General features: G+C 62.3%; 21 protein-coding genes. 7 read left to right on the plus strand and 14 right to left on the minus strand.

The genetic code is table 11. The annotated features are described in order from the left end of the window. The first annotated feature begins 137 nt into the window (after positions 1 to 137). A complete protein-coding gene (locus tag ACEPP2_RS08075; protein WP_395516270.1) occupies positions 138 to 1,349 on the plus strand; it encodes an NnrS family protein in 1,212 nt (403 codons plus the stop codon). 32 nt (positions 1,350 to 1,381) lie between these two features. Here the strand turns inward: ACEPP2_RS08075 and ACEPP2_RS08080 are convergent, their stop codons facing one another. The 4 genes from ACEPP2_RS08080 to ACEPP2_RS08095 are packed head-to-tail and all read right to left on the minus strand — an operon-like array spanning position 1,382 to position 3,835. Next, positions 1,382 to 1,675 carry a metal-sulfur cluster assembly factor gene (locus ACEPP2_RS08080; RefSeq protein ID WP_281977095.1) on the minus strand — a complete coding sequence of 98 codons (294 nt, stop codon included), beginning with the start codon at positions 1,673 to 1,675 and terminating at the stop codon, positions 1,382 to 1,384. Then, on the minus strand, positions 1,675 to 2,199 hold the full coding sequence (locus ACEPP2_RS08085; protein ID WP_395516271.1) for a DUF2249 domain-containing protein: 525 nt from the start codon (positions 2,197 to 2,199) through the stop codon (positions 1,675 to 1,677). Before ACEPP2_RS08085 ends, ACEPP2_RS08080 begins: the two co-directional genes overlap by 1 nt. Next, complete coding sequence (locus ACEPP2_RS08090; protein WP_395516272.1) at positions 2,196 to 3,551, minus strand: hypothetical protein; 1,356 nt, start codon at positions 3,549 to 3,551, stop codon at positions 2,196 to 2,198. The genes ACEPP2_RS08085 and ACEPP2_RS08090 overlap by 4 nt, the downstream gene beginning before the upstream one ends. Before the next feature lie 11 nt (positions 3,552 to 3,562). Continuing rightward, the gene (locus ACEPP2_RS08095; protein ID WP_052640613.1) at positions 3,563 to 3,835 is read right to left on the minus strand and encodes a DUF2249 domain-containing protein; all 273 of its coding nucleotides are present in this window, start codon (positions 3,833 to 3,835) and stop codon (positions 3,563 to 3,565) included. Positions 3,836 to 4,038: 203 nt separating this feature from the next. Between ACEPP2_RS08095 and hemN the strand changes: the two genes are divergently transcribed. Then, the gene (gene hemN, locus ACEPP2_RS08100; protein ID WP_395516273.1) at positions 4,039 to 5,391 is read left to right on the plus strand and encodes an oxygen-independent coproporphyrinogen III oxidase; all 1,353 of its coding nucleotides are present in this window, start codon (positions 4,039 to 4,041) and stop codon (positions 5,389 to 5,391) included. Positions 5,392 to 5,473: 82 nt separating this feature from the next. Here hemN and ACEPP2_RS08105 read toward each other — a convergent pair whose 3' ends face one another. The 6 genes from ACEPP2_RS08105 to ACEPP2_RS08130 all read right to left on the minus strand — a co-directional run bounded on the left by ACEPP2_RS08105 (position 5,474) and on the right by ACEPP2_RS08130 (position 11,147). Continuing rightward, positions 5,474 to 7,372, minus strand: a complete 1,899-nt coding sequence (locus ACEPP2_RS08105; protein WP_395516274.1) for a nitric oxide reductase activation protein NorD — start codon at positions 7,370 to 7,372, stop codon at positions 5,474 to 5,476. A gap of 7 nt (positions 7,373 to 7,379) precedes the next feature. Then, positions 7,380 to 8,192: a CbbQ/NirQ/NorQ/GpvN family protein gene (locus tag ACEPP2_RS08110; protein ID WP_395516275.1), complete on the minus strand. Its 813-nt coding sequence runs from the start codon at positions 8,190 to 8,192 to the stop codon at positions 7,380 to 7,382. Positions 8,193 to 8,252: 60 nt separating this feature from the next. Next, positions 8,253 to 9,596, minus strand: a complete 1,344-nt coding sequence (locus ACEPP2_RS08115) for a nitric-oxide reductase large subunit (protein WP_281977101.1) — start codon at positions 9,594 to 9,596, stop codon at positions 8,253 to 8,255. Between the two features lie 23 nt (positions 9,597 to 9,619). Next, on the minus strand, positions 9,620 to 10,072 hold the full coding sequence (locus tag ACEPP2_RS08120) for a c-type cytochrome (RefSeq protein WP_052640603.1): 453 nt from the start codon (positions 10,070 to 10,072) through the stop codon (positions 9,620 to 9,622). Positions 10,073 to 10,305: 233 nt separating this feature from the next. Next, positions 10,306 to 10,590 carry a hypothetical protein gene (locus ACEPP2_RS08125; RefSeq protein WP_395516276.1) on the minus strand — a complete coding sequence of 95 codons (285 nt, stop codon included), beginning with the start codon at positions 10,588 to 10,590 and terminating at the stop codon, positions 10,306 to 10,308. 5 nt (positions 10,591 to 10,595) lie between these two features. Continuing rightward, positions 10,596 to 11,147: a cytochrome c oxidase subunit 3 gene (locus ACEPP2_RS08130; RefSeq protein WP_281977103.1), complete on the minus strand. Its 552-nt coding sequence runs from the start codon at positions 11,145 to 11,147 to the stop codon at positions 10,596 to 10,598. A gap of 118 nt (positions 11,148 to 11,265) precedes the next feature. Between ACEPP2_RS08130 and ACEPP2_RS08135 the strand changes: the two genes are divergently transcribed. Continuing rightward, positions 11,266 to 11,421, plus strand: coding sequence for a hypothetical protein (locus ACEPP2_RS08135; RefSeq protein ID WP_172972370.1), 156 nt, complete (start codon positions 11,266 to 11,268; stop codon positions 11,419 to 11,421). A gap of 28 nt (positions 11,422 to 11,449) precedes the next feature. Further along, positions 11,450 to 12,139, plus strand: coding sequence for an NnrU family protein (locus ACEPP2_RS08140; protein ID WP_281977104.1), 690 nt, complete (start codon positions 11,450 to 11,452; stop codon positions 12,137 to 12,139). Positions 12,140 to 12,142: 3 nt separating this feature from the next. Here the strand turns inward: ACEPP2_RS08140 and ACEPP2_RS08145 are convergent, their stop codons facing one another. Further along, complete coding sequence (locus ACEPP2_RS08145) at positions 12,143 to 12,604, minus strand: Lrp/AsnC family transcriptional regulator (protein WP_395516277.1); 462 nt, start codon at positions 12,602 to 12,604, stop codon at positions 12,143 to 12,145. Between the two features lie 128 nt (positions 12,605 to 12,732). Here ACEPP2_RS08145 and putA point away from each other — a divergent pair, with 128 nt between their 5' ends. Together putA and ACEPP2_RS08155 are read left to right on the plus strand one after the other, a co-directional pair. Beyond that, on the plus strand, positions 12,733 to 16,434 hold the full coding sequence (gene putA, locus ACEPP2_RS08150) for a trifunctional transcriptional regulator/proline dehydrogenase/L-glutamate gamma-semialdehyde dehydrogenase (RefSeq protein ID WP_395516278.1): 3,702 nt from the start codon (positions 12,733 to 12,735) through the stop codon (positions 16,432 to 16,434). Positions 16,435 to 16,526: 92 nt separating this feature from the next. Continuing rightward, positions 16,527 to 17,687 carry an iron-containing alcohol dehydrogenase gene (locus ACEPP2_RS08155; RefSeq protein WP_395516279.1) on the plus strand — a complete coding sequence of 387 codons (1,161 nt, stop codon included), beginning with the start codon at positions 16,527 to 16,529 and terminating at the stop codon, positions 17,685 to 17,687. Between the two features lies 1 nt (position 17,688). Here the strand turns inward: ACEPP2_RS08155 and ACEPP2_RS08160 are convergent, their stop codons facing one another. The 3 genes from ACEPP2_RS08160 to ACEPP2_RS08170 all read right to left on the minus strand — a co-directional run bounded on the left by ACEPP2_RS08160 (position 17,689) and on the right by ACEPP2_RS08170 (position 21,153). Continuing rightward, a complete protein-coding gene (locus ACEPP2_RS08160) occupies positions 17,689 to 18,060 on the minus strand; it encodes a YqaA family protein (RefSeq protein ID WP_395516280.1) in 372 nt (123 codons plus the stop codon). 134 nt (positions 18,061 to 18,194) lie between these two features. Then, positions 18,195 to 20,735: a protein translocase subunit SecD gene (gene secD / locus ACEPP2_RS08165; RefSeq protein WP_395516281.1), complete on the minus strand. Its 2,541-nt coding sequence runs from the start codon at positions 20,733 to 20,735 to the stop codon at positions 18,195 to 18,197. Positions 20,736 to 20,820: 85 nt separating this feature from the next. Next, positions 20,821 to 21,153: a hypothetical protein gene (locus tag ACEPP2_RS08170; RefSeq protein ID WP_281977110.1), complete on the minus strand. Its 333-nt coding sequence runs from the start codon at positions 21,151 to 21,153 to the stop codon at positions 20,821 to 20,823. A gap of 284 nt (positions 21,154 to 21,437) precedes the next feature. On the opposite strand from ACEPP2_RS08170, the gene ACEPP2_RS08175 reads away from it, so the two are divergent. Then, positions 21,438 to 22,607 (plus strand): acetyl-CoA acetyltransferase, encoded by a 1,170-nt coding sequence (locus tag ACEPP2_RS08175; protein ID WP_395516282.1) that lies wholly within the window; start codon positions 21,438 to 21,440, stop codon positions 22,605 to 22,607. Positions 22,608 to 22,669: the final 62 nt, after the last annotated feature.

Here is a 22,669-nt window from a genome sequence, read left to right on the forward strand (position 1 = left end):
TCACGGAAACTAGTATTGGTTCGCAATAGCATCTTTGAGCCAAGACAAATTTGGCGAGCGATTTTCATTGCGCATTCGCAAAGACCCTTCTGCTCTCCCGGAATAGACAAAGATCAAGATACAGAAGGAGAGTATTCATGGCCTTAGGTTCCGCAGAACAAGCCCGAAAGGGCGGCATTCCGAGGGGGCTGTCGCAGAGCGCGCCAGTGCTGTTTTCCTATGGGTTCCGGCCGTTCTTCCTCGGCGCGGCCGTGTGGGCCGTCGTCACCATGGCTCTTTGGATCGCAAGTCTGACGGGCCTTCTACCGGTCGCCGAGGATTATGGGCCCGCCCACTGGCATGCGCATGAAATGCTGTTCGGCTATTCCTCCGCCGTGCTCGCCGGCTTTCTTCTGACGGCGGTGCCGAATTGGACGGGCAGGCTGCCGGTGTCCGGCTGGCCGCTGTTCTGGCTGTTTGCATTGTGGTTAGTCGGGCGGCTTGTGCTCCTCATTCCGGGGATTGCAACCGGAACGGTGGCCGCCATAGAAAGCCTGTTTCTGCCGACCTTGTTGCTGATCTGTGTTCGGGAGGTTGTCGCCGGCCGGAAGTGGAAGGACCTGAAGGTCATGGGGGGACTGCTCGCGCTCACCTCCGGCAATATCCTGTTTCATCTCCAGGTGATGCAGGGCGGCCATCCGGATATCGCGATCAAGCTTGCGGTCTCGGCCTATGTCGTGCTGGTGATGATCATCGGTGGACGCATCATCCCAAGCTTCACCCGGAACTGGATCAACAAGGTCGGTCGCACGGACTTCCCGGCCCCCTACGGGCGCTTTGATAGCGTGGCGATCCTTACCGGAGTTGCCGCACTCGCCGCCTGGGTGCTTCTTGCGGAAGGATGGATCGTTGCCGCTTTGACCTGTGCCGCTTTTATGCTTCATGCAGTGCGGCTGACGCGCTGGCGTGGCTGGACCACGCTGGATGAACATCTGGTCACCGTCCTGCACGTGGCTTATCTCTTCGTGCCGCTCGGGTTTCTCGGTATTGCCGTCGCAGCTCTCGGCGTGGTTTCGCCGACCGCGGCCCTGCATGTCCTGACGGTCGGTACCGTGACCTCGATGATGCTTGCCGTGATGACGCGGGCCACCCGTGGCCACACCGGCCGCGTGTTGACCGCCTCCCGCACGACCTCGATCATCTATATGGCGATTGTGCTCGCAGCCATTGTCCGGCCGATAGCGGATTTCCTCCCGGACCATGCCCGGCTGTTGTATGTCATCTCGGGCGCGAGCTGGCTGCTGGCCTTCGGTCTTTTTCTGGTTGAATATGCGCCGATGCTGACACGGGTCAGGCGCAAGATCGGTTGAGCGCCGGGAAGCGTGTCTTGGTGGCCCCTCGTTCAGGGGGCCATCATCCCGGGGTCCCAGCGTGGTTCGTGAGTCAGTCGGACATCCGCCTCAAGCACGCCATCGACTGACCGGGTAGCATAGCGAACGGCATCCACCAGGAAGGCAGAAGCCGGACATCCTTGCGTCGTCGTCGTCATCGTAATCCGAACAGTTCCCGCGTCGCTTGCCTCGATGCCGTAGATAAGGCCCAGCGCGACGACATTCTTGCCCAGCTCTGGATCGATGACGGCGGTCAAAGCCTCACGGACCCGTTCCGTCAGATCGCTCTGATGGTCACTGGGCATCACTCGGCCCTCGATCCGATACGGATCATGATACGATAAAGGTTTCCGGTCGCGTCGAAGTTGCCGACCCATTGATGTCCACGGCTCGTCAGCTCGGGAAACAGGAACACCGGTTCGCGAGACAGGACGGCGAAGATGACCTCCCCTGCATCGAGACGCTCTGCTTCCGCTAGCAGCCTGACCATCGGCTCCGGCGGATCCAGTTCCGACAGGTCAAGGTCTATCGAAGGATCCGGCCAGAGGTCGGGCGACGGACCATCTCCCGAATACCGGATTTCCGGCTCCACCTGTTTGGGCAGGAACCGGACTTCGAAGTCGCCATCCTGCAGTTCTTCGAGTTCATAGTCGAAGCCACGCCGCGCCATGACCGTGAACAGCGGTTGTGGCCGGAAGGGTGCAAGGAGTTTCAGGCCCTCGCCCGGAGCCAAGGCGTCAACTGCTCCCATGATGGCCTGAAAAGGCTCGCCGCCCGACTCAAGGATCGGCCGAACATCCAGCGTCTTGAATTCTGTGGCCATAGTCATTTCCTTTCGAGCGGGTGGGGCAGGAAGAGATTCGGGCGCGGCATGGTCACCGCACTGCCCGACGAAAGTGATACATAGCGCAGCCGGCGGGTGCGGGCGATCTCGAGCGCCAGCATGCCGACCGACACTGTCTGCAGCAAGGCGACAGTGCGGAAGAGGGCCACGGATCCCAGAAGAAGCGCGAGAACAGCCGCGGCAACCGCACAGATATAGAGGTAGAACCATCTGGAGGCGCGGCGTTCATTGACAAGATCCTGCACCCTCGGAACAGCCTGTCGGCCCAGCACGGGGCCGTAATGCTCGAGCCATGTCATGAAGGCAGCGATTTTGTAGAGCTGACCCAGGCCAAGCGTCGTCAGCCATCCGAAGCAGACGAGATAGACGAGGGGTGCGAGCTGTTGCTCGAGTGTTCCGAACGAGGCCAGCAGAACGAAGCCGAGCACGGAGACCAGCATCGCAGCCACGGCGACGGCGGTGATGACGGTATTCAGCTCCAGCACCTTTCGCTTGCGCTGTCTATACATGGCGACGACGTCTGTACTGAAGAGAAGCGCAGCGACGGCGGCGAGTGCCAGGCTCGCGTAGATAAGGCCGTGTATCGCGCCACCCAGCAGAAGGACAAGCACAAGCGACAGGGCAATCGTTGTCGAGGCTGCAAGCAGATAGAACGCGAACCGGCTCGTCCGCCGCTCCCGCTCCGGTGCCAGCAGAAACATCGCCAACAGGCGGTAGCTGACGCCGAAGGCGCTGACGCTCATCCAGCCGACGAGACCGAGATAGGCATGGATCGACAGGCCGTCAGGCAGGAAATTCGCAAGCGGCGTAGTGCCGGCGAGGCCTGACAGCTGAAGAGAAAAGAGAAATCCTAGGCCGGCTGTGCCGCCGAGCGACAGGAGTCCCAGGGCAACGAAGCGGGCCGGCAGAGCGAGTGGTGTGCCGGCGACCAGCGTTCCGCCGATCATGTAGATAACGAAACCGAATCCGATCGTCAGCAGCAGTGCCCCCATCGGCAGGAGGAAGACACTGACCTCGATGCGTCCCGCCAGGTGGAGGAAACCGAGACAGAGAAGGAGAAGTCCGGCTATGAGCAGGATCAATGCGTGGACTGCGAGCGACGGTGCATGAAGGGGGCGGGCTACGAGAACAGGGACGAACTGTAGCAAGGCGCCGCAGAACAGCAGCCCTAGCCAGCCGATCGCCAGCAGATGGACGATGACCAGCGTTTCCGGCGCCTCGACCTGCAGGACAGGGTATCCGAAACCCACGACAAGAAGTGCCTGCCCGATCAGAAGAAAGACGAGCGAGGTCGCGAAGTAGGTCATGGTCCAGCGGGAAATCGAGGCGCCTTGCATGTCTCTGTTCCTCAGTGTCCGCAGCAGCAGTCGCAGCCGGAGCTTTTTGCGCGCGTGATCTCGACGCGCCAGGTCATCGGGCCTTGTTCAAGATAGTTCCAGTCGAACTGTTCCGGGTAGCGGCTTTCGATCTGATAGTGCAGCGGTCGCGGGTCATGGTCACTCGCGACATGCATCGCGGCGCCTGGCTCAAGTGTGGTCAACAGACCAAAGATGCGCGGGTGACGCTCCGGAGGCGGAATGAGCCTCACGTCGATCAGAGGGATCTCGGCAGTGTTCGACATCTATGTCTTTCCGAAGGCCTGGTTGATGATGGGTGGAAGAGCAGGCCGAACTCATCCCGATCTCAACCTATCGCGGCCGTTGGCGGCCCACTTTGTGGTGCGACAAACAATCCCGCTGGTGCACCGATCAATTGACATTGCGCAAAGACGACCCCGTCGATCGCCGGTAGTGGCTGAGCTGAAATGCTAGAAGGAAGATTTCCATGTCGCAGTCCATCGTGGAAAAATACGGCGAAGCGCGCCTGCCGCGTTATACGAGTTATCCCACCGCTCCGAACTTCACGGCTGATGTGGTTCCCGGCACCTATGCCGGCTGGTTGGGCTCGATTCCGACCGACCGTGCCACCTCGCTTTACCTCCACATCCCCTTCTGCCGCTCCATGTGCTGGTACTGTGGCTGTCACACGACTATCACGGAGAAGGACAAGCCGATCCTCGATTATCTCGACGTCCTGCACCGCGAGATCGAGTTGGTCGCCGCTCAGCGGAAAGACAGCCTCAATGTCGGGGAGATTCACTTCGGCGGAGGCACTCCGACAATCATCGAGCCCGAGGAATTCGTTGCGCTGATGCAGGCATTGCGGACGAAGCTGGGCTTTGCTCCCGAGGTCAACACGGCGGTCGAGATCGACCCCCGCCGGCTGCAGGCGGAGATGATGGAAGCGCTCGGACGTTCCGGCGTCACGCGCGCGAGCCTTGGCGTGCAGAGCTTCGATCCGAAGGTGCAGAAGGCGATCAACCGCATCCAGACTGCGGAGACGACGTTGAAGGCCGTTGATGGCCTGAGGGCGAACGGCATCCATGCCATCAATTTCGACCTGATCTACGGGTTACCGTTCCAGACGGTCGAATCCTGCGTCGAAACGGTGGACACTGCCGTCCAGATGCGTCCGGATCGCTTCGCGGTTTTCGGCTACGCCCATATCCCCACCTTCAAGAAGCACCAGCGACTGATCGACGAGGCTGCACTTCCGGATGCGCAGGGACGCCACGCCCAGGCGGAGGCGATTGCGGAGAGGCTCGTGGCGGCCGGCTATCGACAGATCGGTCTCGACCACTTCGCCTTGCCTGATGACGAGTTGGCCGTTGCACAACGCGAAGGACGCCTGCACCGGAACTTCCAGGGATATACCACCGATACCTGTGAGACGCTCGTCGGCCTCGGTGCGTCGGCGATCGGCAGGCTCGGCCAGGGATACCATCAGAACGAAGTGCCACCTGGCCTCTACGCCAACCGCGTGTCCTCCGGCGAGCTGCCGACGGCGAAGACCTATGCGCTGACGCGGGAAGACCGGCTCCGTGCTGAAGTTATCGAGAGGCTGATGTGCGACTTCTCAGTCGACGTGGCTGCAATCTGCGATGCGCATGGTTTCGACGCAGACCTCCTGCTGAAGGATAACAAGGCGCTTGACGCGCTGGAAAGCGACGGACTGATCCATCGTGGTGCCGGTACGGTCCAGGTCAATGACGCCCATCGCTTTGTCATTCGCGCCGTTGCGGCTGCGTTCGATGCCTATCTCGGAGCCTCCCAGCGGAGCTACAGCAAGGCCGCGTAGACAAAAGAACTTCTACAGAAACAGAAAGAGCCCGGCTGGGGGATGTCCCGCCGGGCTCTTCCGTGCAGCCGACGCCCCCGCCCTAAGTCGTCAGGCCGCGATAGATGGCCGGCAGTGCTGCCGGCAATTTCGAGATATTGCCGACGAGTGCAAATCCATTGCGGCCGAACATGATCGGCAGGTAGGACTGGGCGTCCCGGTCAACCGTCACGGCGAAGACCTTGGTGCCGTTGCGGCGCGCTTCCTGGACCGCACGGCGGCTGTCTTCCAAAGCGAAACGACCCTCATAATGGTCGATGTCGTTCGGCTTTCCGTCCGTCAGCACCAGCAGGAGCTTTGTGCGGTTCGGCCGCTTCTGTAGTTCGGCAGTCGCATGGCGCATCGCCGCCCCGAGACGCGTATAGTAACCGGGCTTCAGAGCGCCGATCCTATTCTCGACCGCTTGCCCCATCGCCTCGTCGAAACCCTTGACCGTCTCGATGCGAACCCAGGAGCGGCGCCGCGAGGTGAAGGTCAGGATCGAATGGTCGGTACGGCAGGCGGAAAGGCCCTGCGCCAGCACCAGCAACGCTTCCTTCTCGACATCGAGAACGCGGCGATTGTCGATCCACGCATCCGTCGACAGGGACACGTCAACAAGGATGGTCACCGCCAGATCCGTGGTCTGCGGCCGGCTCATCAGATGAATCCGGTCGCTGCCCTGCCCGCCGGCGATGAGGTCGGTCCGCGAACGGACGACGGCGTCCATGTCGAGCTCCGAGCCGTCCAGCTGCGCCTTCAGCAGTTCATGGCGCGGCCTCAGGATCTCGAACTGACGGCGGACCTTCTTCACGAGCCTCCGTGTCTCGTCATCGGTTGCCAGTGCATCTCCCTTCTCGGAAGCCGGTGCCGCCAGTACGCGGCAGTAGCTCTTGAGATAGGTCGATTTCCGGTAGTCCCATTCGGGGTAGCTGAGTTCCGCTTCTATGTGACTCAGGTCGAGCATTTCCGGCGGCAGGTCGAGGTCGAAGCGGAATCGCGACGATGGGCGTTCGCGACGGCGCCCCAGGACCATGTCATCGAGATCCTCCGCAGCCTTGCCGTCCTCATCATCCTTGTCGTCGGTCGGACGGTCGACATTGACCATCTCAGCCATCGCGAGAATCTTCTCGAAGCGATTCAGGATGAACGGGCTCCGCTCGTTGCGCTTGTCGTCGACGGCCTCCCGCTGGGCGACGAAGCGCTTGCCGCCGGCAGGTGCGCTGGCATCACCTAGTGGACTGTCAGTTTCGGAATTGGCGGGTGCCGTCTCGCTGGTATGAAAGAACTCCGGCCAGAGGGGCACATCCATCATCGGCTGGTAGCCGGGCGGCGACTGTCGCGGAAAGATCGATGCGGGCAGCGGATCCTCTAGCGAGGCCGCCTTTCGCAGGATGCTCAGGATCCTGTTCTCAACGAGCTGTTCCACCGGCGGCAGCTTTCCGCGCTGCCGCTCGGCAAGAATGGCGCCGCAGAGGTTGCGATAACTTGCGCCCAGACCCGGGAAGGCCTTCAGCACCTCCCGGACCGTCTCCTCCGCCCGGTCGATCCGGGCAAGGTCACGCGCCAGCGGCTCGTCCGCATTGATCCCCCGTGACGGGGCGAGCGCGAGATAGGCGGTGAGCCAGATATAGAGACCGCGGTTGAGGGCCCGGTCGGGGAAGAAGTCAATTTCTGCCGGCAACATGACGCGCGCGAAGTCACGGCCGATGCGCGCCACCCGTTCCTCTCCGAGACCGACCAATTGTCGCAATTTCAGCCTGTGGCCGTTCGTCTTCTGTGCCGCAGGCACCAATTGGCACGTGCTTTCGCCGCCGAAGCCGCGGAAGCAGGAGGCCAGCACGGGAGAGACCTCGTCAAGGCGTACGGCCTGCTCCGGATAGCGGGGCATGCTGCGGGTCTGGCCGACAAGGCGATGCCATGTCTTCCCGACGGTTTCTTCCAGTTCCAGGAACTCGAACATGATTGCCTCAGGGAATGATTGCGCCTGCCACTTCGCGTAGCGCCAGCCGTACATCCGGATCGTCCGTCAACGGCTCGATCAGCGCTGCGGAGATCGCCTCGCGTGGCTTCAAACCGCTCTGGATCAGCGATGCGCAGTACACGAGCAGGCGGGTCGAAACGCCTTCTTCGAGATCATGTCCCTTCATCGCGCGCAGCCTCTGAGCGAGATTGACCAGCGGTGCCACATGGCGCTCCTCAAGGCCGCTTTCGGCGGAAACGATCGCGATCTCCTGCTCCTTCGGCAGGAAATCGAACTCGATCGCGACGAATCGCTGCTTCGTCGACGGCTTCAGGGCCTTCAGGATGTTCTGGTAGCCGGGATTGTAGGACACGACGAGCATGAACTCTGCGGGAGCCTCCAGCGTCTCGCCGGTTCGCTCGAGCGGCAGGATACGACGGTCGTCGGTCAGAGGGTGCAGGACGACGGCGACATCCTTGCGGGCTTCCACGACCTCGTCGAGATAGCAGACGCCGCCATTGCGGACGGCGCGGGTAAGGGGACCGTCAACCCAGACCGTATCACCGCCCTTCAGGAGATAGCGCCCTGTGAGGTCAGCGGCGGCAAGGTCGTCATGGCAGGAGACGGTGGAGAGCGGCAGGCCCAGTTTGGCGGCCATATGGCTGACGAAGCGGGTCTTGCCGCAGCCAGTCGGCCCCTTGAGAAGAAGTGGCAGCTTCCGCTTCCAGGCCAGTTCGAAGAGTTCGCACTCGTTGCCCGCCGGGATGTAGTGGGGCACCAGCGCTTTACCTGGCGCCGTGGCGGAAAGATGGAGGTTCATTGTCGGATCCTTTCAACGGAGGAGGTGGGTGCGGCCCCGGTCGTGGCGGGGCCGCACCTCTCATTCGGCCGGAACTGCCGCCGAGGCGGAGGGAAGCCGCTGGCGACCCGGCACGAACAAGGCCCAGAGGAACATGATGGCCGACAGCAGCACGAAGACGCCTGAACCCAGGCGGACCCAGTAGAACATCGCCAATTGGTCCTGGACGTCCATGTAGCTCTCGCCCAGCACGCGCTGGAGGTGGACCTGCAGCACGCCTGCGAAGGTCAGTGCAAAGGTCATCACCGACATCGCCGTGCACATGATCCAGAAGCTGACCATTGAGAGCATCTGGTTGTACGGGGCGCGACCACGGATTTCCGGTACCGCGTAGGCCATGACCGCGAGGTTCAGCATGACATAGGCGCCGAAGAAGGCGAGGTGGCCGTGGGCGGCAGTGACCTGCGTGCCATGGGTATAGAAGTTCACCGACGACAGGGTGTGCAGGAAGCCCCAGACACCGGCGCCGAAGAAGGCCATGACGGAGCAGCCGATTGACCACAGAAGCGCAGCGCGGTTCGGGTGCTTGCGGCCGGCCTTCCAGGTCATCACGAAGGTGAAGATCACCATGGTGAAGAAGGGCGCCACTTCAAGCGTGGAGAAGAGCGAGCCGATCCACTGCCAGTAGCCCGGAGCGCCGATCCAGTAGAAGTGGTGGCCGGTGCCGAGGATGCCTGAGAAGAGGGCCAGGCCGACGATGACGTAGAGCCACTTCTCGACGACTTCGCGGTCGATGCCGTTCAGCTTGATCATCAGGTAGGCGAGGATGGACGCCATGATCAGTTCCCAGACACCTTCGACCCACAGATGGACGACATACCACCAGTACATCTTGTCGAGCGCCAGGTTGGCCGGGTTGTAGAAGGCGAAGAGGAAGAAGATCGCCACACCCCAGAGGCCGAAGATCAGAATGTTGGTGACGACCGTCTTGCGGCCCTTGAGGACGGTCATGGTGATGTTGAACAGGAACATCAGGCAGACGACGACGATGCCGACCTTGATGATGAAGGGCTGTTCCAGGAACTCACGGCCTTCGTGGATCTTGAACATATAGCCCACCACGGCAACCGCTGCGGCGCCGAGGAAGAGCCAGAATTGAATGATGGCGAGCTTCGGGCTGTAGAGCTCCGTTTCCGCCTCCTCCGGAAGCAGGTAGTAGGTGGAACCCATGAAGCCGATCAGCAGCCAGACGATCAGCGCGTTGGTATGGATCATCCGCACGATGTTGAACGGCAGGAGCTCGGAGAGCGTGTTGGGCAGGACATAGATCGTGCCGGCGAGAACGCCGAACAGGACCTGGGCGACGAAGAGGCCAAGCGCGCCGTAAAAGTACAGCATCGCGACCTTCTGGGTTTGATATTTCATGGTGGTCTTCCTTTTCCCTCAGGTCAGCCGGCGTCGTTTGGCGGCCAGTTCTGCGTCTTGATCCGGCTCGTCCATTCCAGGAAGGCAGCGAGGTCGTCGAGTTGCTGGTCGGTGAGGTTGAACTGTGGCATCTGGCGACGTCCCTCTATGCCGGTGGGCATGGCCGCCATCCAACCCTTCAGCGTGTCGCGGGCCGTTTCAGCGTCTTCGTGGCCGCCATAGCGGATCCAGACATTGCCGAGTTCAGGTGCGAAGTAGGAGCCCTCGCCGAGGAGGGAGTGGCAGTTGATGCAGGAGTTTTCCTCCCAGACGTGCTTGCCGCGCGCGACGGCATCCGTCAGCGTCGATTCATCGGTGGAGGTGGTGCGTATGTAGTAGTGGCTGTGCGCCGTCAGCCCGAGGAATATCGCGAAGAAGAACGCGGACCCGCCGTAGAAGACGTTGCGCGCTCCGGTCTTTGTCAGGCGTTCTGACATGCCGAGGTCCTTTCCTGGCGCCCGTCCGGCTGATCTCCGGCGGGCATGTTTGCGTCGCGGCCACCGACGCGATGTCAGATCGGACTCGGTGGGCCATGCTGTGTTTGCGGTTTTTCAGGCTGCCCTTCTTTGCTTTTTGGCAAATACATCAGCGGTAGCTGGCGACACGGCGGAAAACGACAAAAGCCGACCGCCCTAGTGGGTAGCCGGCTAATTTGCTGCGTCGCAGAGGCTCAACCGAACCAGTAAGAGCCGAGCGCACGACCCAGGGAGGCGAACGAAAAGAGGGCTGGCCAGGTCCAGAGCGCAATCGCCATGGCGGGACGTGCTGCGCGCAGGCCCATGAAGTCGAGGATGATCAGCCGTGCCTTGATGACGGTAAAAATGAGGAGCACCGCAAGGATCGCCAGCGGTACGGCCTGATGTTTCCATTGAGCTGCCATCAGCGCACCGATGATGGCAAGCATCATGACCCAATTGGCGCTGGTGAAGAGACGAGCAGACTGCTTCGCGGTCATGACATTCATCCGAGGTAGAGGAGCGGGAACATTACCAGCCAGATGAGGTCGACGACGTGCCAGATCGTTGTGGCCATCACGACGTTCGACTGGCGCGGCTTCCAGGCGATGAGCAGCAGGACCAGCGCCAGGAAGGCAACATGGGCCAGATGGAAGCCTGTTATGAGGAAGTAGAGCTCGAAGAAGGAGCCGAAAGCGGCATCTCCGGCCGCCGGGATCTCGGCGGCGTATTCTGCAAGCTTGACGGCGACGAAGCCGAATCCGAGAACCGCCGTTGCCGCAAGGTAAACCTGCTGCAGGCGGCGGTTCGAGACGGCATGCACGGCGAGGGCCGCTGTCCAGCTGCTGGCAAGGAGCACGACCGTGTTGAAGCCGGCAATCCGGGTGGAGAGCTGAAGCTTGGCGGCAGCAAATTCGGCGGGCTGGAAAAGCGAGACCACCAGGAATGCGGCAAAGAGAATGCCGAAGGTAACCAGTTCGCTCCACACCAGGATCCAGAGGAGAAGATCTCCTCCCTCGTCAACGGGCTCTGCATGGGAAGCCGGGACGTCCGCCATCTGTCATCTCCAGTTCATTGCCGGTGAAGATGGCGAGCCGCCGCGGCTTGTTCTTTGTCAAATCGCAAAGACGGTGAAGGTTCGCCGTCTAGAATGGGCGCAAAAAGGATGTTCCAAGATGACTGATGCCCAAGTCGGCCTTGCGCTTGCCACCCCGATCATCGTCGCCTTCGCGATCGCACTCAAGAGAATGGGCGTGCTGCAGGGCTACAGTTCCTTTGCCGCCGTCCTATTTTCTGTAGCGATCGCGGCCGTGCTGTTCCTGCAGCAATAGCCGCGGCCGATCGAGACGAGGTTCGGCCATGACGCAATTCCTGGCAGCGTTCACCGTTTTCGTCGCCCTTCACTCTATTCCCGCGTCGCCCCGGGTTCGGGGGGCGCTCGTGTCGCATCTTGGGCATGGAACGTATATTGCGCTCTACTCCGCCGTCTCGCTGGTCGCACTGGCTTGGCTGTTCTATTCTGCGTTCAATCTGGACTACATCGAACTGTGGGCGCCTGCCGCATGGCAAGGGCATGTGGCCTTCGCCGCAGCACCGCTGGGCCTTTTCTTCATTCTGGCTGGGCTCTTGAGCCGGAACCCGTTCTCGACCACCGCGCGGCGCGGAGGGGGCGAGCCGGGCGCCATCGTTGCGGTGACGCGACATCCGGTACTGTGGGGCTTCGTCCTTTGGGCGCTCGGCCATATTCCGCCGAACGGCGACCTGCGTTCGCTGCTCCTCTTCGGAGGCTTTGCGATTTTCAGCGCCGGCAGCATGGCGATGATGGAGAAACGCAGCCGCAAGAAGTACGGTGACGCCTTAACGGAGATGGCAGCGGATACGTCGATTGTTCCTTTCGCGGCGATCCTGCAGGGGCGGGCACGGCTGCGGTTCGACATGCCGATGCTCCTGGCAGTGGTCGGTACGGCGGTTCTGGCTGCATGGCTGCTGGCGGGCGGGCACGCCTGGCTGTTCGGCGGCGACCCGCTGCTCTTCATCCGCAGCTTCTAGGCCTCAACGTTCCTTCACCGACTGCATGGCGACCGAAGTGGAGGTGCTTGCGACATGCGGCAGGCTCGAGATCTTCTCGCCGAGGATCTCGCGGTAGCGGCGGATGTTCGGCGTGCGAACCTTCAGGAGATAGTCGAAACGCCCGGCGATCATGTGGCACTCCTCCACCTCCCGGATTTTCCGGACGGCCTGGTTGAATTCCGCCAAGGCTTTCTCCCGGGTGTCCGACAGGGTCACTTCCGCGAAAGCCACATGCTCGAGCCCGAGCCTCTGAGGATCGAGCATCGCCCGGAAGCCCAGGATGTAGCCCTCTTCGGTAAGGCGTTTGAGCCGTGCGGCGCACGGGGTCTTGGAGAGGCCGATACGGTTCGCGAGTTCGGTAACCGCGATCCTCCCGTCTTCGGAGACTATCTCCAGGATCTTCCGATCGAAGGGGTCAAGTTGGCTATCTTTTGGGATCTGCATAGGAGATTTTCTCTATCTCGGCGCCATCAAAAGACGATTAGTCTATCATGCTGGCCCTGAAAAGTCTGTCGTCCGTCCTGCTCCGGAGTATTATCTAGGCATCGTCGTTTCACCTTCGGAAGAGCCCGATGTCCAGCCAGGCCCAGCTTCGTTCCAACACTCACCCGGGCGGAACGCCCTTTGCCGATTTCGCGCCGTCCATCCGGCCGCGGACTCCACTACGGCAGCTGATCACGGCCGCCTACCGCCAGCCAGAGCCGGAATGCCTGCAGCCGCTGCTGGAAGGGGCGACGCTGCCGGAAACCATGCGCCTCGATATTAGGGATACCGCCCGGAAGCTGATCACCGCACTTCGCGCCAAGCATACCGGCTCCGGCGTCGAGGGACTGGTGCACGAATATTCGCTGTCCAGCCAGGAAGGCGTGGCGCTGATGTGCCTTGCGGAGGCGCTGCTTCGCATCCCCGACACAGCCACGCGCGATGCCCTCATCCGCGACAAGATCTCCGCCGGCGACTGGAAGTCGCATGTCGGCGGCGGCCGATCGCTCTTCGTCAACGCAGCGAGCTGGGGCCTCGTCGTTACCGGCAAGCTGACGGCCACCGTCAACGATCGCGGCCTCTCCGCGGCGCTGACGAGGCTCATCGCCCGGTGCGGCGAGCCGGTCATTCGTCGTGGCGTCGACATGGCGATGCGCATGATGGGCGAGCAGTTCGTCACCGGCGAGACGATTGACGAGGCACTGAAGCGGTCACGCGACCTGGAGGAACAGGGCTTCCGCTATTCCTACGACATGCTGGGTGAAGCGGCCACGACCGCGGCGGATGCCGAGCGCTACTTCCGCGACTATGAAACCGCGATCCATGCGATCGGCAAGGCCTCGAACGGGCGCGGCATTTATGCTGGGCCCGGCATCTCCATCAAGCTGTCTGCACTGCATCCGCGTTACACGCGGTCGCAGGCATCCCGCGTCATGGAGGAACTCCTGCCCAAGGTGAAGGCATTGGCGCTGCTCGCCAAAGGCTACGACATCGGGCTCAACATCGACGCCGAGGAGGCGGACCGACTGGAGCTGTCGCTCGACCTTCTGGAGGAGCTGTGCCTCGATCCGGACCTCTCCGGCTGGGACGGCATCGGGTTTGTCGTGCAGGCCTACGGTAAGCGCTGCCCCTTCGTGCTCGACTTCATCATCGATCTTGCCCGTCGTTCGGGTCATCGCATCATGGTGCGGCTCGTGAAGGGCGCCTATTGGGATGCGGAGATCAAGCGTGCCCAACTCGACGGGCTAGAGGACTATCCGGTCTTTACCCGCAAGGTCCACACGGACGTGTCCTACATCGCCTGCGCCAGGAAGCTATTGGGCGCGATGGATCTCGTTTTCCCGCAGTTCGCGACCCACAACGCCCAAACGCTTTCGACAATTTATCATCTCGCCGGACCGGACTTCTACGTCGGCAAGTATGAGTTCCAGTGCCTTCATGGGATGGGCGAGCCGCTCTACGAGGAGGTCGTCGGCGCCGACAAGCTTGACAGGCCCTGTCGCATCTATGCGCCGGTTGGCACGCACGAGACGCTGCTTGCTTATCTCGTTCGACGGCTGCTGGAAAACGGCGCGAACTCGTCCTTCGTCAACCGCATCGCCGACGAGACGGTCTCGGTCGAAGAGCTTGTCGCCGATCCGGTATCCGTGGTCCGCGCCATGGCCAGTCCAGGTTCGCGGCACGACCAAATCGCGCTGCCGCGGGATATCTTCGGGAAGGCCCGGTCAAACTCCTCCGGTCTCGATCTTTCGAACGAAGAGACCTTGGCTGCACTCAGTGCAGAGCTGCAGCGAAGCGCCACCATGAACTGGTCGGCGGTTCCATTGGCTGAAGGCATGCGTCCGAGCGGGATCGCGCGGGCGGTCTTGAATCCTGCCGATCATGCGGATGTGGTCGGCCAGGTGATCGAGGCGAGCGAGGAGGATGCGCAAGGAGCAGTCCGGTTGGCGGCTGAAGTCGCGCTGGAATGGTCGGCTGTCATTCCGGCTGAGCGGGCCGCACAGCTGGAGCGGGCGGCGGACCTGATGCAGGCGCGCATGCAGGTCCTGCTGGGATTGATCATGCGCGAGGCTGGTAAGTCGCTTCCCAATGCCATTGCCGAAGTGCGCGAGGCCGTCGATTTTCTGCGTTACTACGCAGCGCAGGCACGACGGACACTGGGGGCCGCGCACAAGCCGCTTGGCCCGATCGTCTGCATCAGCCCCTGGAACTTTCCACTGGCGATCTTCACGGGTCAGGTGGCAGCGGCACTTGTCGCCGGCAACCCGGTGCTGGCGAAGCCTGCCGAGGAGACGCCGCTCATTGCCGCAGAAGCCATTCGCCTTCTGCACGAAGCCGGCGTTCCGGAGCGTGCCCTGCAGTTCGTCCCGGGGGACGGACGGGTTGGCGCGGCATTGGTCGGTGCTGCGGAAACCTGCGGAGTGATGTTCACCGGATCGACAGAGGTTGCCCGCGTTATCCAGCGACAGCTCTCCGACCGGTTGCTGCCGAACGGCAAGCCAATCCCGCTGATCGCCGAAACCGGCGGCCAGAACGCCATGATCGTCGACTCCTCGGCTCTTGCCGAGCAGGTGGTGGCCGATGTCATTGCCTCTGCCTTCGACAGTGCGGGCCAGCGTTGCTCCGCACTCCGCGTCCTGTGCCTGCAGGAGGAAGTCGCGGAGCGGACACTGACCATGCTCAAGGGCGCTTTGCAGGAACTGTCGATCGGCCGTACGGATCGTCTCAGCGTCGACATAGGTCCGGTCATCACCGAAGAAGCGAAAACGTCGATCGAATCCCATATCGAGAAGATGCGCGGTCTGGGGCGCAGAGTCGAGCAGGTCGAGCTGCCTGCGGAAACAGCGGCAGGCACTTTCGTGTCGCCGACGATCATCGAATTGCAGTCGTTGAAGGACCTGGAGCGGGAGGTCTTTGGCCCCGTCCTGCACGTGATCCGCTATCGCCGCAACGAGCTCGACAGGCTGATCGATGACATCAACGCGACAGGCTACGGGTTAACGTTCGGGCTCCACACGCGGCTCGACGAGACCATTGCGCATGTGACGAGCCGCATCAGGGCAGGCAATCTCTATGTCAACCGCAACATCATCGGCGCCGTGGTGGGTGTGCAGCCGTTTGGCGGACGCGGGCTTTCTGGCACCGGGCCGAAAGCTGGCGGACCGCTTTATCTCGGCCGGCTGGTGGAAAATCCGCCAGTGCCACCGCAGCACAGTTCCGTCCACACCGATCCGGTGCTGCTTGACTATGTGCGCTGGCTGCAGGCAACAGGCAAGGCCGAGATGGCCGAGATCGCTGCTGCCATGGGCAGCGCCTCGACACTTGGCCTCGACATCCAGCTTCCCGGGCCGGTCGGTGAAAACAACCTCTACGCTCTTCACCCCAGGGGGCGCATCCTGCTTGCGCCGGAGACGGAGACTGGGCTGCTGCACCAGCTGGGCGCTGTGTTGGCCACAGGCAACCATGCGGTGATTGACGAGGCGACCGGGTTGCGGCCGCTCGCTGCGACGCTTCCGGTTACCGTGGCTGCCCGGCTCAGATGGTCGGGCGATTGGTCGGTCGAAGGGCCCTATGCCGGTGCCCTGGTGGAAGGTGAACCGGAGCGGGTTCGGACAATGACCGCGCGGATCACCGAAATTCCGGGTCCGCTGGTGCTGGTGCAGGCGGCGCGACCGCAGGCTCTTGAGGAAAGGGCGGATGCCTATTGCCTTAGCTGGCTCCTTGAAGAAGTGTCCACCTCGGTGAACACGGCGGCAGCAGGCGGCAATGCCAGCCTCATGGCGATCGGCTGACGGTCGGTACCCTCGGGCCTTGCCATTGCTCCCCGGTGCGGCTTTGATGGCCTGCCGGGACATGCCTTCCGGTGCAATGCCGGGAGAAGTGCATGGAACCGTTCGTCTTCGCCACAACTGCCCGGATCGTCTTTCGGCCCGGCGGCGCAAGCGATCTCGGCAGAATTGTCGATGGACGCTGCGGCTCTCGCGTTCTGCTCGTGACGGACGCGGGCCTGCGCAGGCTGGGCCTTTGCGATGCAGCCCTGAAGTCCCTGTCGGAAGCTGGCGTCTCGGCGACTGTGTTCGATGCGGTGGAGGCCGATCCTTCGCTCGCAACGGTGCTGAAGGCGGTGCAAACCGGTCAGGCAGCCGGTGTCACCGGCGTGGTCGGCTTCGGCGGCGGCTCTTCGCTCGACGTCGCGAAGATTGCAGCCCTGTTGCTCGGCTCCGGCGAGGACATAGATGAAGCCTGGGGTGTAGGGAATGCGAAGGGGCCGCGCATGCCGCTCGTTCTGGTGCCAACCACTGCCGGCACGGGATCGGAAGTAACCCCGGTTTCCATCATCACCGTTGAGGCTGACGAAAAGCGCGGCGTCTCCTCACCGATCCTGCTGCCGGACATCGCCGTTCTTGATCCGGATCTGACACTTGGCCTTCCGCCAGCGATCACGGCCGCCACCGGCATCGACGCCATGGTGCATGCTATCGAAGCGTACGCCTCGCTTAACGCAAACAACAACCCCTTGTCGAAGATGCTGGCGCGACAGGCGCTGCAGCTGCTGGGCGCCAACATCGAACGTGCGGTCCTCAATGGCGCGGATCGGGAAGCACGGGGTGCCATGCTGCTTGGCTCAATGCTGGCGGGTCAGGCCTTCGCCAATTCGCCCGTCGCCGCCGTTCATGCACTCGCCTATCCGATCGGCGGCAGGTTTCACGTTCCTCACGGGCTTTCGAACGCGCTCGTCCTTCCGCATGTGATGCGGTTCAACGTACCCCATGCAGAGACAGCCTATGCGGACATCGCAGTCGATGCCTTTCCGCACCTCGCCGGGGAACGGGATATCAAGGCCCGTTGCAGGGCATTCATCGAGTGTCTCGAGCAGCTCTCTGCGCGCCTCGCCCTGCCACAGCGTCTGCGGGATGTCGGTATAGGTGAGGAGCATCTGCCGGCCATGGCGGCGGACGCGATGAAGCAGACGCGGCTTTTGGTCAATAATCCGCGACCGGTCGGAGAATCGGACGCGCTGGCAATCTACAAGGCCGCATGGTGAGTCAGAGGAGCCCGTGGGTCGCGGCAGCCAGTACGAGGTAGCGCGCCCCCTTGCCGATGAAGACCAGCAGCAGGAAGGTTGGCAGCGGCTCCCGAAGGACGCCGGCGATGACCGTAATTGCGTCGCCCCCGATCGGAAGCCAGCTCAACAGGAGCGACCACTTTCCGTAGCGGTGGTACCAGTTACGCGCCTTTTCGAGTTTCTCAGGTGATGCCGGAAACCAGCGGCGGTTGCGGAACTGCTCGATACCACGCCCGAGCGCCCAGTTGACCACCGCTCCCAAGGTGTTGCCGATCGATGCCACGGCGACGACGGCCGGCGTGGAATAGTCGCCGGACAGGATCAGCCCGACGAGAATCGCCTCCGACTGCATCGGAAGGATGGTAGCGGCCAGAAAGGCGGCCGCGAAGAGCGCGACATAGGCGGCCAGTATCGTCTCCTCCCGAATCGTGGCTAAAGAAAAAGTGGCGGATGCAGCACCCGCCCCTTCCGATTTCTGTTTCGGTCTCAGGCTTGCTTTGGCCGTTCACCGTCCTCCAGCGCCGTGTCCTCAGTAGCCTCCGCGGCTGCCTTGGCGCGGCGGGTGCGCCAGTCTCCGAGGAAGAGCAGGATCGGCGCCGCGATGAAGACGGAGGATGATGTCGCGATGACGATGCCGAAGACCATTGGAATGGCGAAGCTCGAAACGGCGCTACCGCCCCAGATCGCCATAGGGATCATCGCCAGGAAGGTCGTGGCGGATGTGTAGAGGCTTCGTGCCAATGTCTCGTTGATCGATCGGTCGATCAATTCACGGAGTGGCATCTTCTTGTAGAGACGCATGTTCTCGCGCATCCGGTCGTAGACCACCACCTTGTCGTTGACCGAATAGCCAACGAGGGTGAGGACTGCGGCGATTGCCGTCAGGTTGAAATCGAGCCCGGTAATGGCGAAGAAGCCGATGGTCTTGGTGACGTCGAGGATCAACGTGGCGATCGCGCCCACGGCGAATGGCCACTCGAAGCGCACCCAGATGTAGATGAGCATCGCCAGTGCCGCCAGCACGACGGAGAGAATGCCTGCCGTCGCCAATTCGTCACTGACCTTCGGTCCGACCACTTCTGTCCGCTCCACCTTGGCGGTCGCGTCGATCTGCGTCACCGTTGCACGCAACTGCTCGACTGCGGTGGTCTGTGCCTCCTCGCCTCCCGGCTGCCGCTCGACCCGAACGAGAATGTGATTGGAGCTGCCAAATTCCTGAAGCGCCACCTCGCCGAGCCCGAGCTCGCCCAGACCGCTGCGGAAGGCAGCAAGGTCAGCTGGACCTTCGGTCGCAACCTCCATCTGGATCCCGCCCTTGAAGTCCACGCCGTAGTTGAGCCCGGGTGTGAAGAACAGGATGATCGACGCGACGGAAAGGAAGAGCGAGACACCAATCCCGAAGAAACGCGCCTTCATGAACCGGATCTGCGTGCCGTCCGGGATCAGGTTGATGGGCAGAAGCGGCTTGATCTCGATCTTCTTGAGCTTCATCCGGCCGGTCGCCCAGATCATCGCGATGCGGACGATCGCAACTGCGGTGAACATCGAGATGATGATGCCGAGGCCCATGGTGATCGCGAAGCCGCGAACCGGCCCGGAGCCGAACCAGAACAGCAGGACCGTTGCAATCAGCGTCGTGACGTTACTGTCGACGATGGTCGAGTAGGCACGTTGGAAGCCAGCGTCGATCGCGGCGAAAGCACTGCGGCCCTTCCGGCTTTCCTCCTTGATGCGCTCGTTGATGAGAACGTTCGCATCAACGGCGATACCGATGCCGAGGACGATACCCGCGATACCAGGCAGAGTAAGCGTCGCCCCGAGCAGCGTCAGCGCCGCGAAGGTCAGGATGACATTGATGAAGAGAGCGACGTTGGCGATCAGGCCCCAGCCGCTATAGAGCAGCAGAAGGAAGCCGACCACCAGACCAAAGCCGATGAAGCCGGTGAAGATCCCCATCTCGATGGCATCGGAACCGAGGTCGGCGCCGACGGTACGCTCTTCGATGACGGTAAGTTTTGCCGGCAGTGCGCCTGCGCGAAGCAGCGCGGCAAGCGTGTTGGCCTCGTCGACGGAGAAGCCGCCGGAAATTTGTCCCGAGCCACCGGTGATCGGCTGGCGGATGACAGGAGCGCTCAGCACCTTGTTGTCCAAGACGATTGCGAAGGGACGTCCGACATTAGCCTGGGTGATCTGGGCGAAGCGGCTTGCACCGGCGGTGTCGAAGCGGAAGTTTACGACGGGCTCGTTGGTCTGCTGGTCGAAGGCAGCGCGTGCATCGGTCAGACGATCGCCGGACAGTTCCACCCGGTCGAGAACCGGGAACTGCTGACCCTGGTCGTCGGCCAGCATGGTGACCCCCGGCTCGCCCTGATTGCCCAGCAGATGGAAGCTCATCTTGGCAGTGGAGCCGAGCAACTGACGCAGCCGCGAGGGATCCTGCTCTCCGGGCAGCTGAACCAGAACCCGGTCGTCGCCTACCCGCTGGATGGTTGGCTCTGCCACGCCCACCTGGTCGACGCGCTGGCGGATGATCTCGAGGCTCTGCTCGACAGCGGCACTGCCGTGCGAGGTGATGCCGGCTTCGGTGTAGGCGAGCGTGATGGTGTTGTCGGCCGGAGTCCGGATGCTCAGGTCCGTCTGCCCCACCGCGGTGCCGAGGCCCACGGGATTGGAAAGGGTTTCCAGCTGGTCGACGGCGGCTCCGCGTTGCGCGGGGTCGCGTAGCGTCACGGTGATGGCGTCTCCACTGCGACGCACCCCTGCCACGTCGATCCCGTTGTCGCGAAGCACCCGGCGGCTGTCCTGTAGCAGGTTCTGGAGTCGCTCGTTGACGAGGTCTGCGCGATCCACTTCCAGCACAAGGTGCGAGCCGCCGCGAAGGTCGAGGCCAAGCGAGACGCGGTCATGCGGCAGCCACGAGGGCAAGCGATCGAGAGCGCTCTGGGAAAGTACGTTCGGCAAGGCAACCAATATGCCGATGAAGATGATGAAGGCGTAAGTCGCCACCACCCAGGGAGAATTTCTCATGTCATTGTTCCTGCTCGGCCCTCGCGGCGCGTCACGCGGCCGGGGCGCTGATTTCTAGCCTGCGGATGATCTTTCATCCACGCATTCAGGCCGCAACCGGAGGTGCTCGCGGTTGGAATGGCGAGGCACCGGTGCCTGCTGTCCCGCCTGGCACCACGAAGCGATAAGCGCCAGGGGCATCGGCAGGGAACGACCAGTGCGCTGGAGGTGGCAGGAAGCTGCCGCCATCCGCAGATGCCGACGCGGACACGCTATCGCGCCGGACGTCGATGACCACGACACGGGAGGGTTCTCGCTTGGACGGATGGGCCATGTCCGAGGCGATTGCGTCGGTTTGCGTGGCGGTATCGGGTCGGACGAGGTGGCTGGCATCGGCAATCAAGCTGCCGAAGGCAGCCAGAAAAAGCCCGAGCACCATCCGGAGCCACCAAGCCTCCGCCGGTCTCCGTCTATTTCGCGATGATGTCCGCAATCGTGGCGGAAGTCGCGCCATCCGCTTACTCCGGAGCGTTCGCACCCTGTCGTCCGAGGGCTTGTGGCGGCGTTCTAATGGAGAGCCGGGTCAGGGTCAATGTTTCCCACCCAAGCTGGCCTTCCGGCGCTCTTCCGGGAGACGCGCGGAAGCATTCTGGCGGCTGCTGATGGACCGGCAGCCAGGATCGCATATAACTTGTGCAGGAGACATGCGGCAGGAGGAAGAAGATGACAACAGCACAGATCGTCGGCTGGGCACACTCGAAGTTCGGGAAATCCGAAGCGCCCACCACGCGAGAACTCATGGCGGAAGTGATCAACCCGGCGCTCGCTCATGCGGGCATCGAGGCCAAGGACGTTGATGGCATCTTTGTCGGCGTCTTCAACAACGGCTTTACCAAGCAGGACTTTCAGGGTGCGCTTGTCGCCATGGCTGCAGATGGCTTCACCCATACGCCGGCAGCCAGGATGGAGAACGCTTGTGCAACCGGATCGGCGGCGATCTATTCGGCGCTGGATTTCATCGGATCGGGGCGAGGCCGCGTTGCGCTGGTCGTCGGTGCGGAGAAGATGACCTCCTTGCCGACGAAGGAGACGGGCGACGTGCTTCTGGGCGCGTCCTTCCGTGAGGAGGAAGCAGATATTGAAGGCGGTTTTGCCGGTCTCTTCGGACGGATCGCGAACACCTATTTCCAGCGATATGGCGACCGTTCGGAAGAGTTGGCGATGATTGCCGCCAAGAACCATGCAAATGGGATGGCCAACCCCTATGCTCACATGCAGAGGGATTTCTCCTTCGACTTCTGCAACACGGTTTCCGACAGGAATCCTTATGTCGCAGCACCGCTTCGACGGACCGACTGCTCTCTCGTCTCGGACGGGGCGGCGGCCCTGGTGCTCGCCCACCCGGACGTCGCAGAAGGAATGCAACGCGCCGTTGCCTTCCGCGCCCGAACGCATGTCAACGACATCCTCGCCATGTCGCGCCGCGATCCCATTGCGTTCGACGGTGCGCGCCTTGCCTGGCAAAAGTCCCTTTCGGAGGCGGGGCTGACGCTGGATGATCTCGATTTCGTCGAGACTCATGACTGCTTCACAATTGCTGAGCTGATCGAATATGAGGCCATGGGATTGGCTAAGCCCGGCGAGGGCTACAAAGTCGTCCGCGAGGGACTGGCCGCGAAGGGCGGGAAGCTGCCGGTCAATCCTTCTGGCGGCTTGAAATCGAAGGGGCATCCGGTAGGTGCCACCGGGGTCTCCATGCATGTCATGGCGGCGATGCAGCTCTGCGGCGAGGCCGGCGACATGCAACTGCCGAATGCCGGGAAGGCTGGCGTCTTCAACATGGGTGGCGCGGCCGTCGCCAACTACGTTTCGATTCTCGAACGGGTAACGTAAGCCGGGAGCCGGGCCGCAGCCGAGACCACATTGACATACGCCCCGCAAGGAAGAAGATGGCC

Origin of the sequence: Pseudorhizobium flavum (genome assembly GCF_044142885.1) — a bacterium.
Taxonomy (GTDB): domain Bacteria; phylum Pseudomonadota; class Alphaproteobacteria; order Rhizobiales; family Rhizobiaceae; genus Neorhizobium; species Neorhizobium flavum.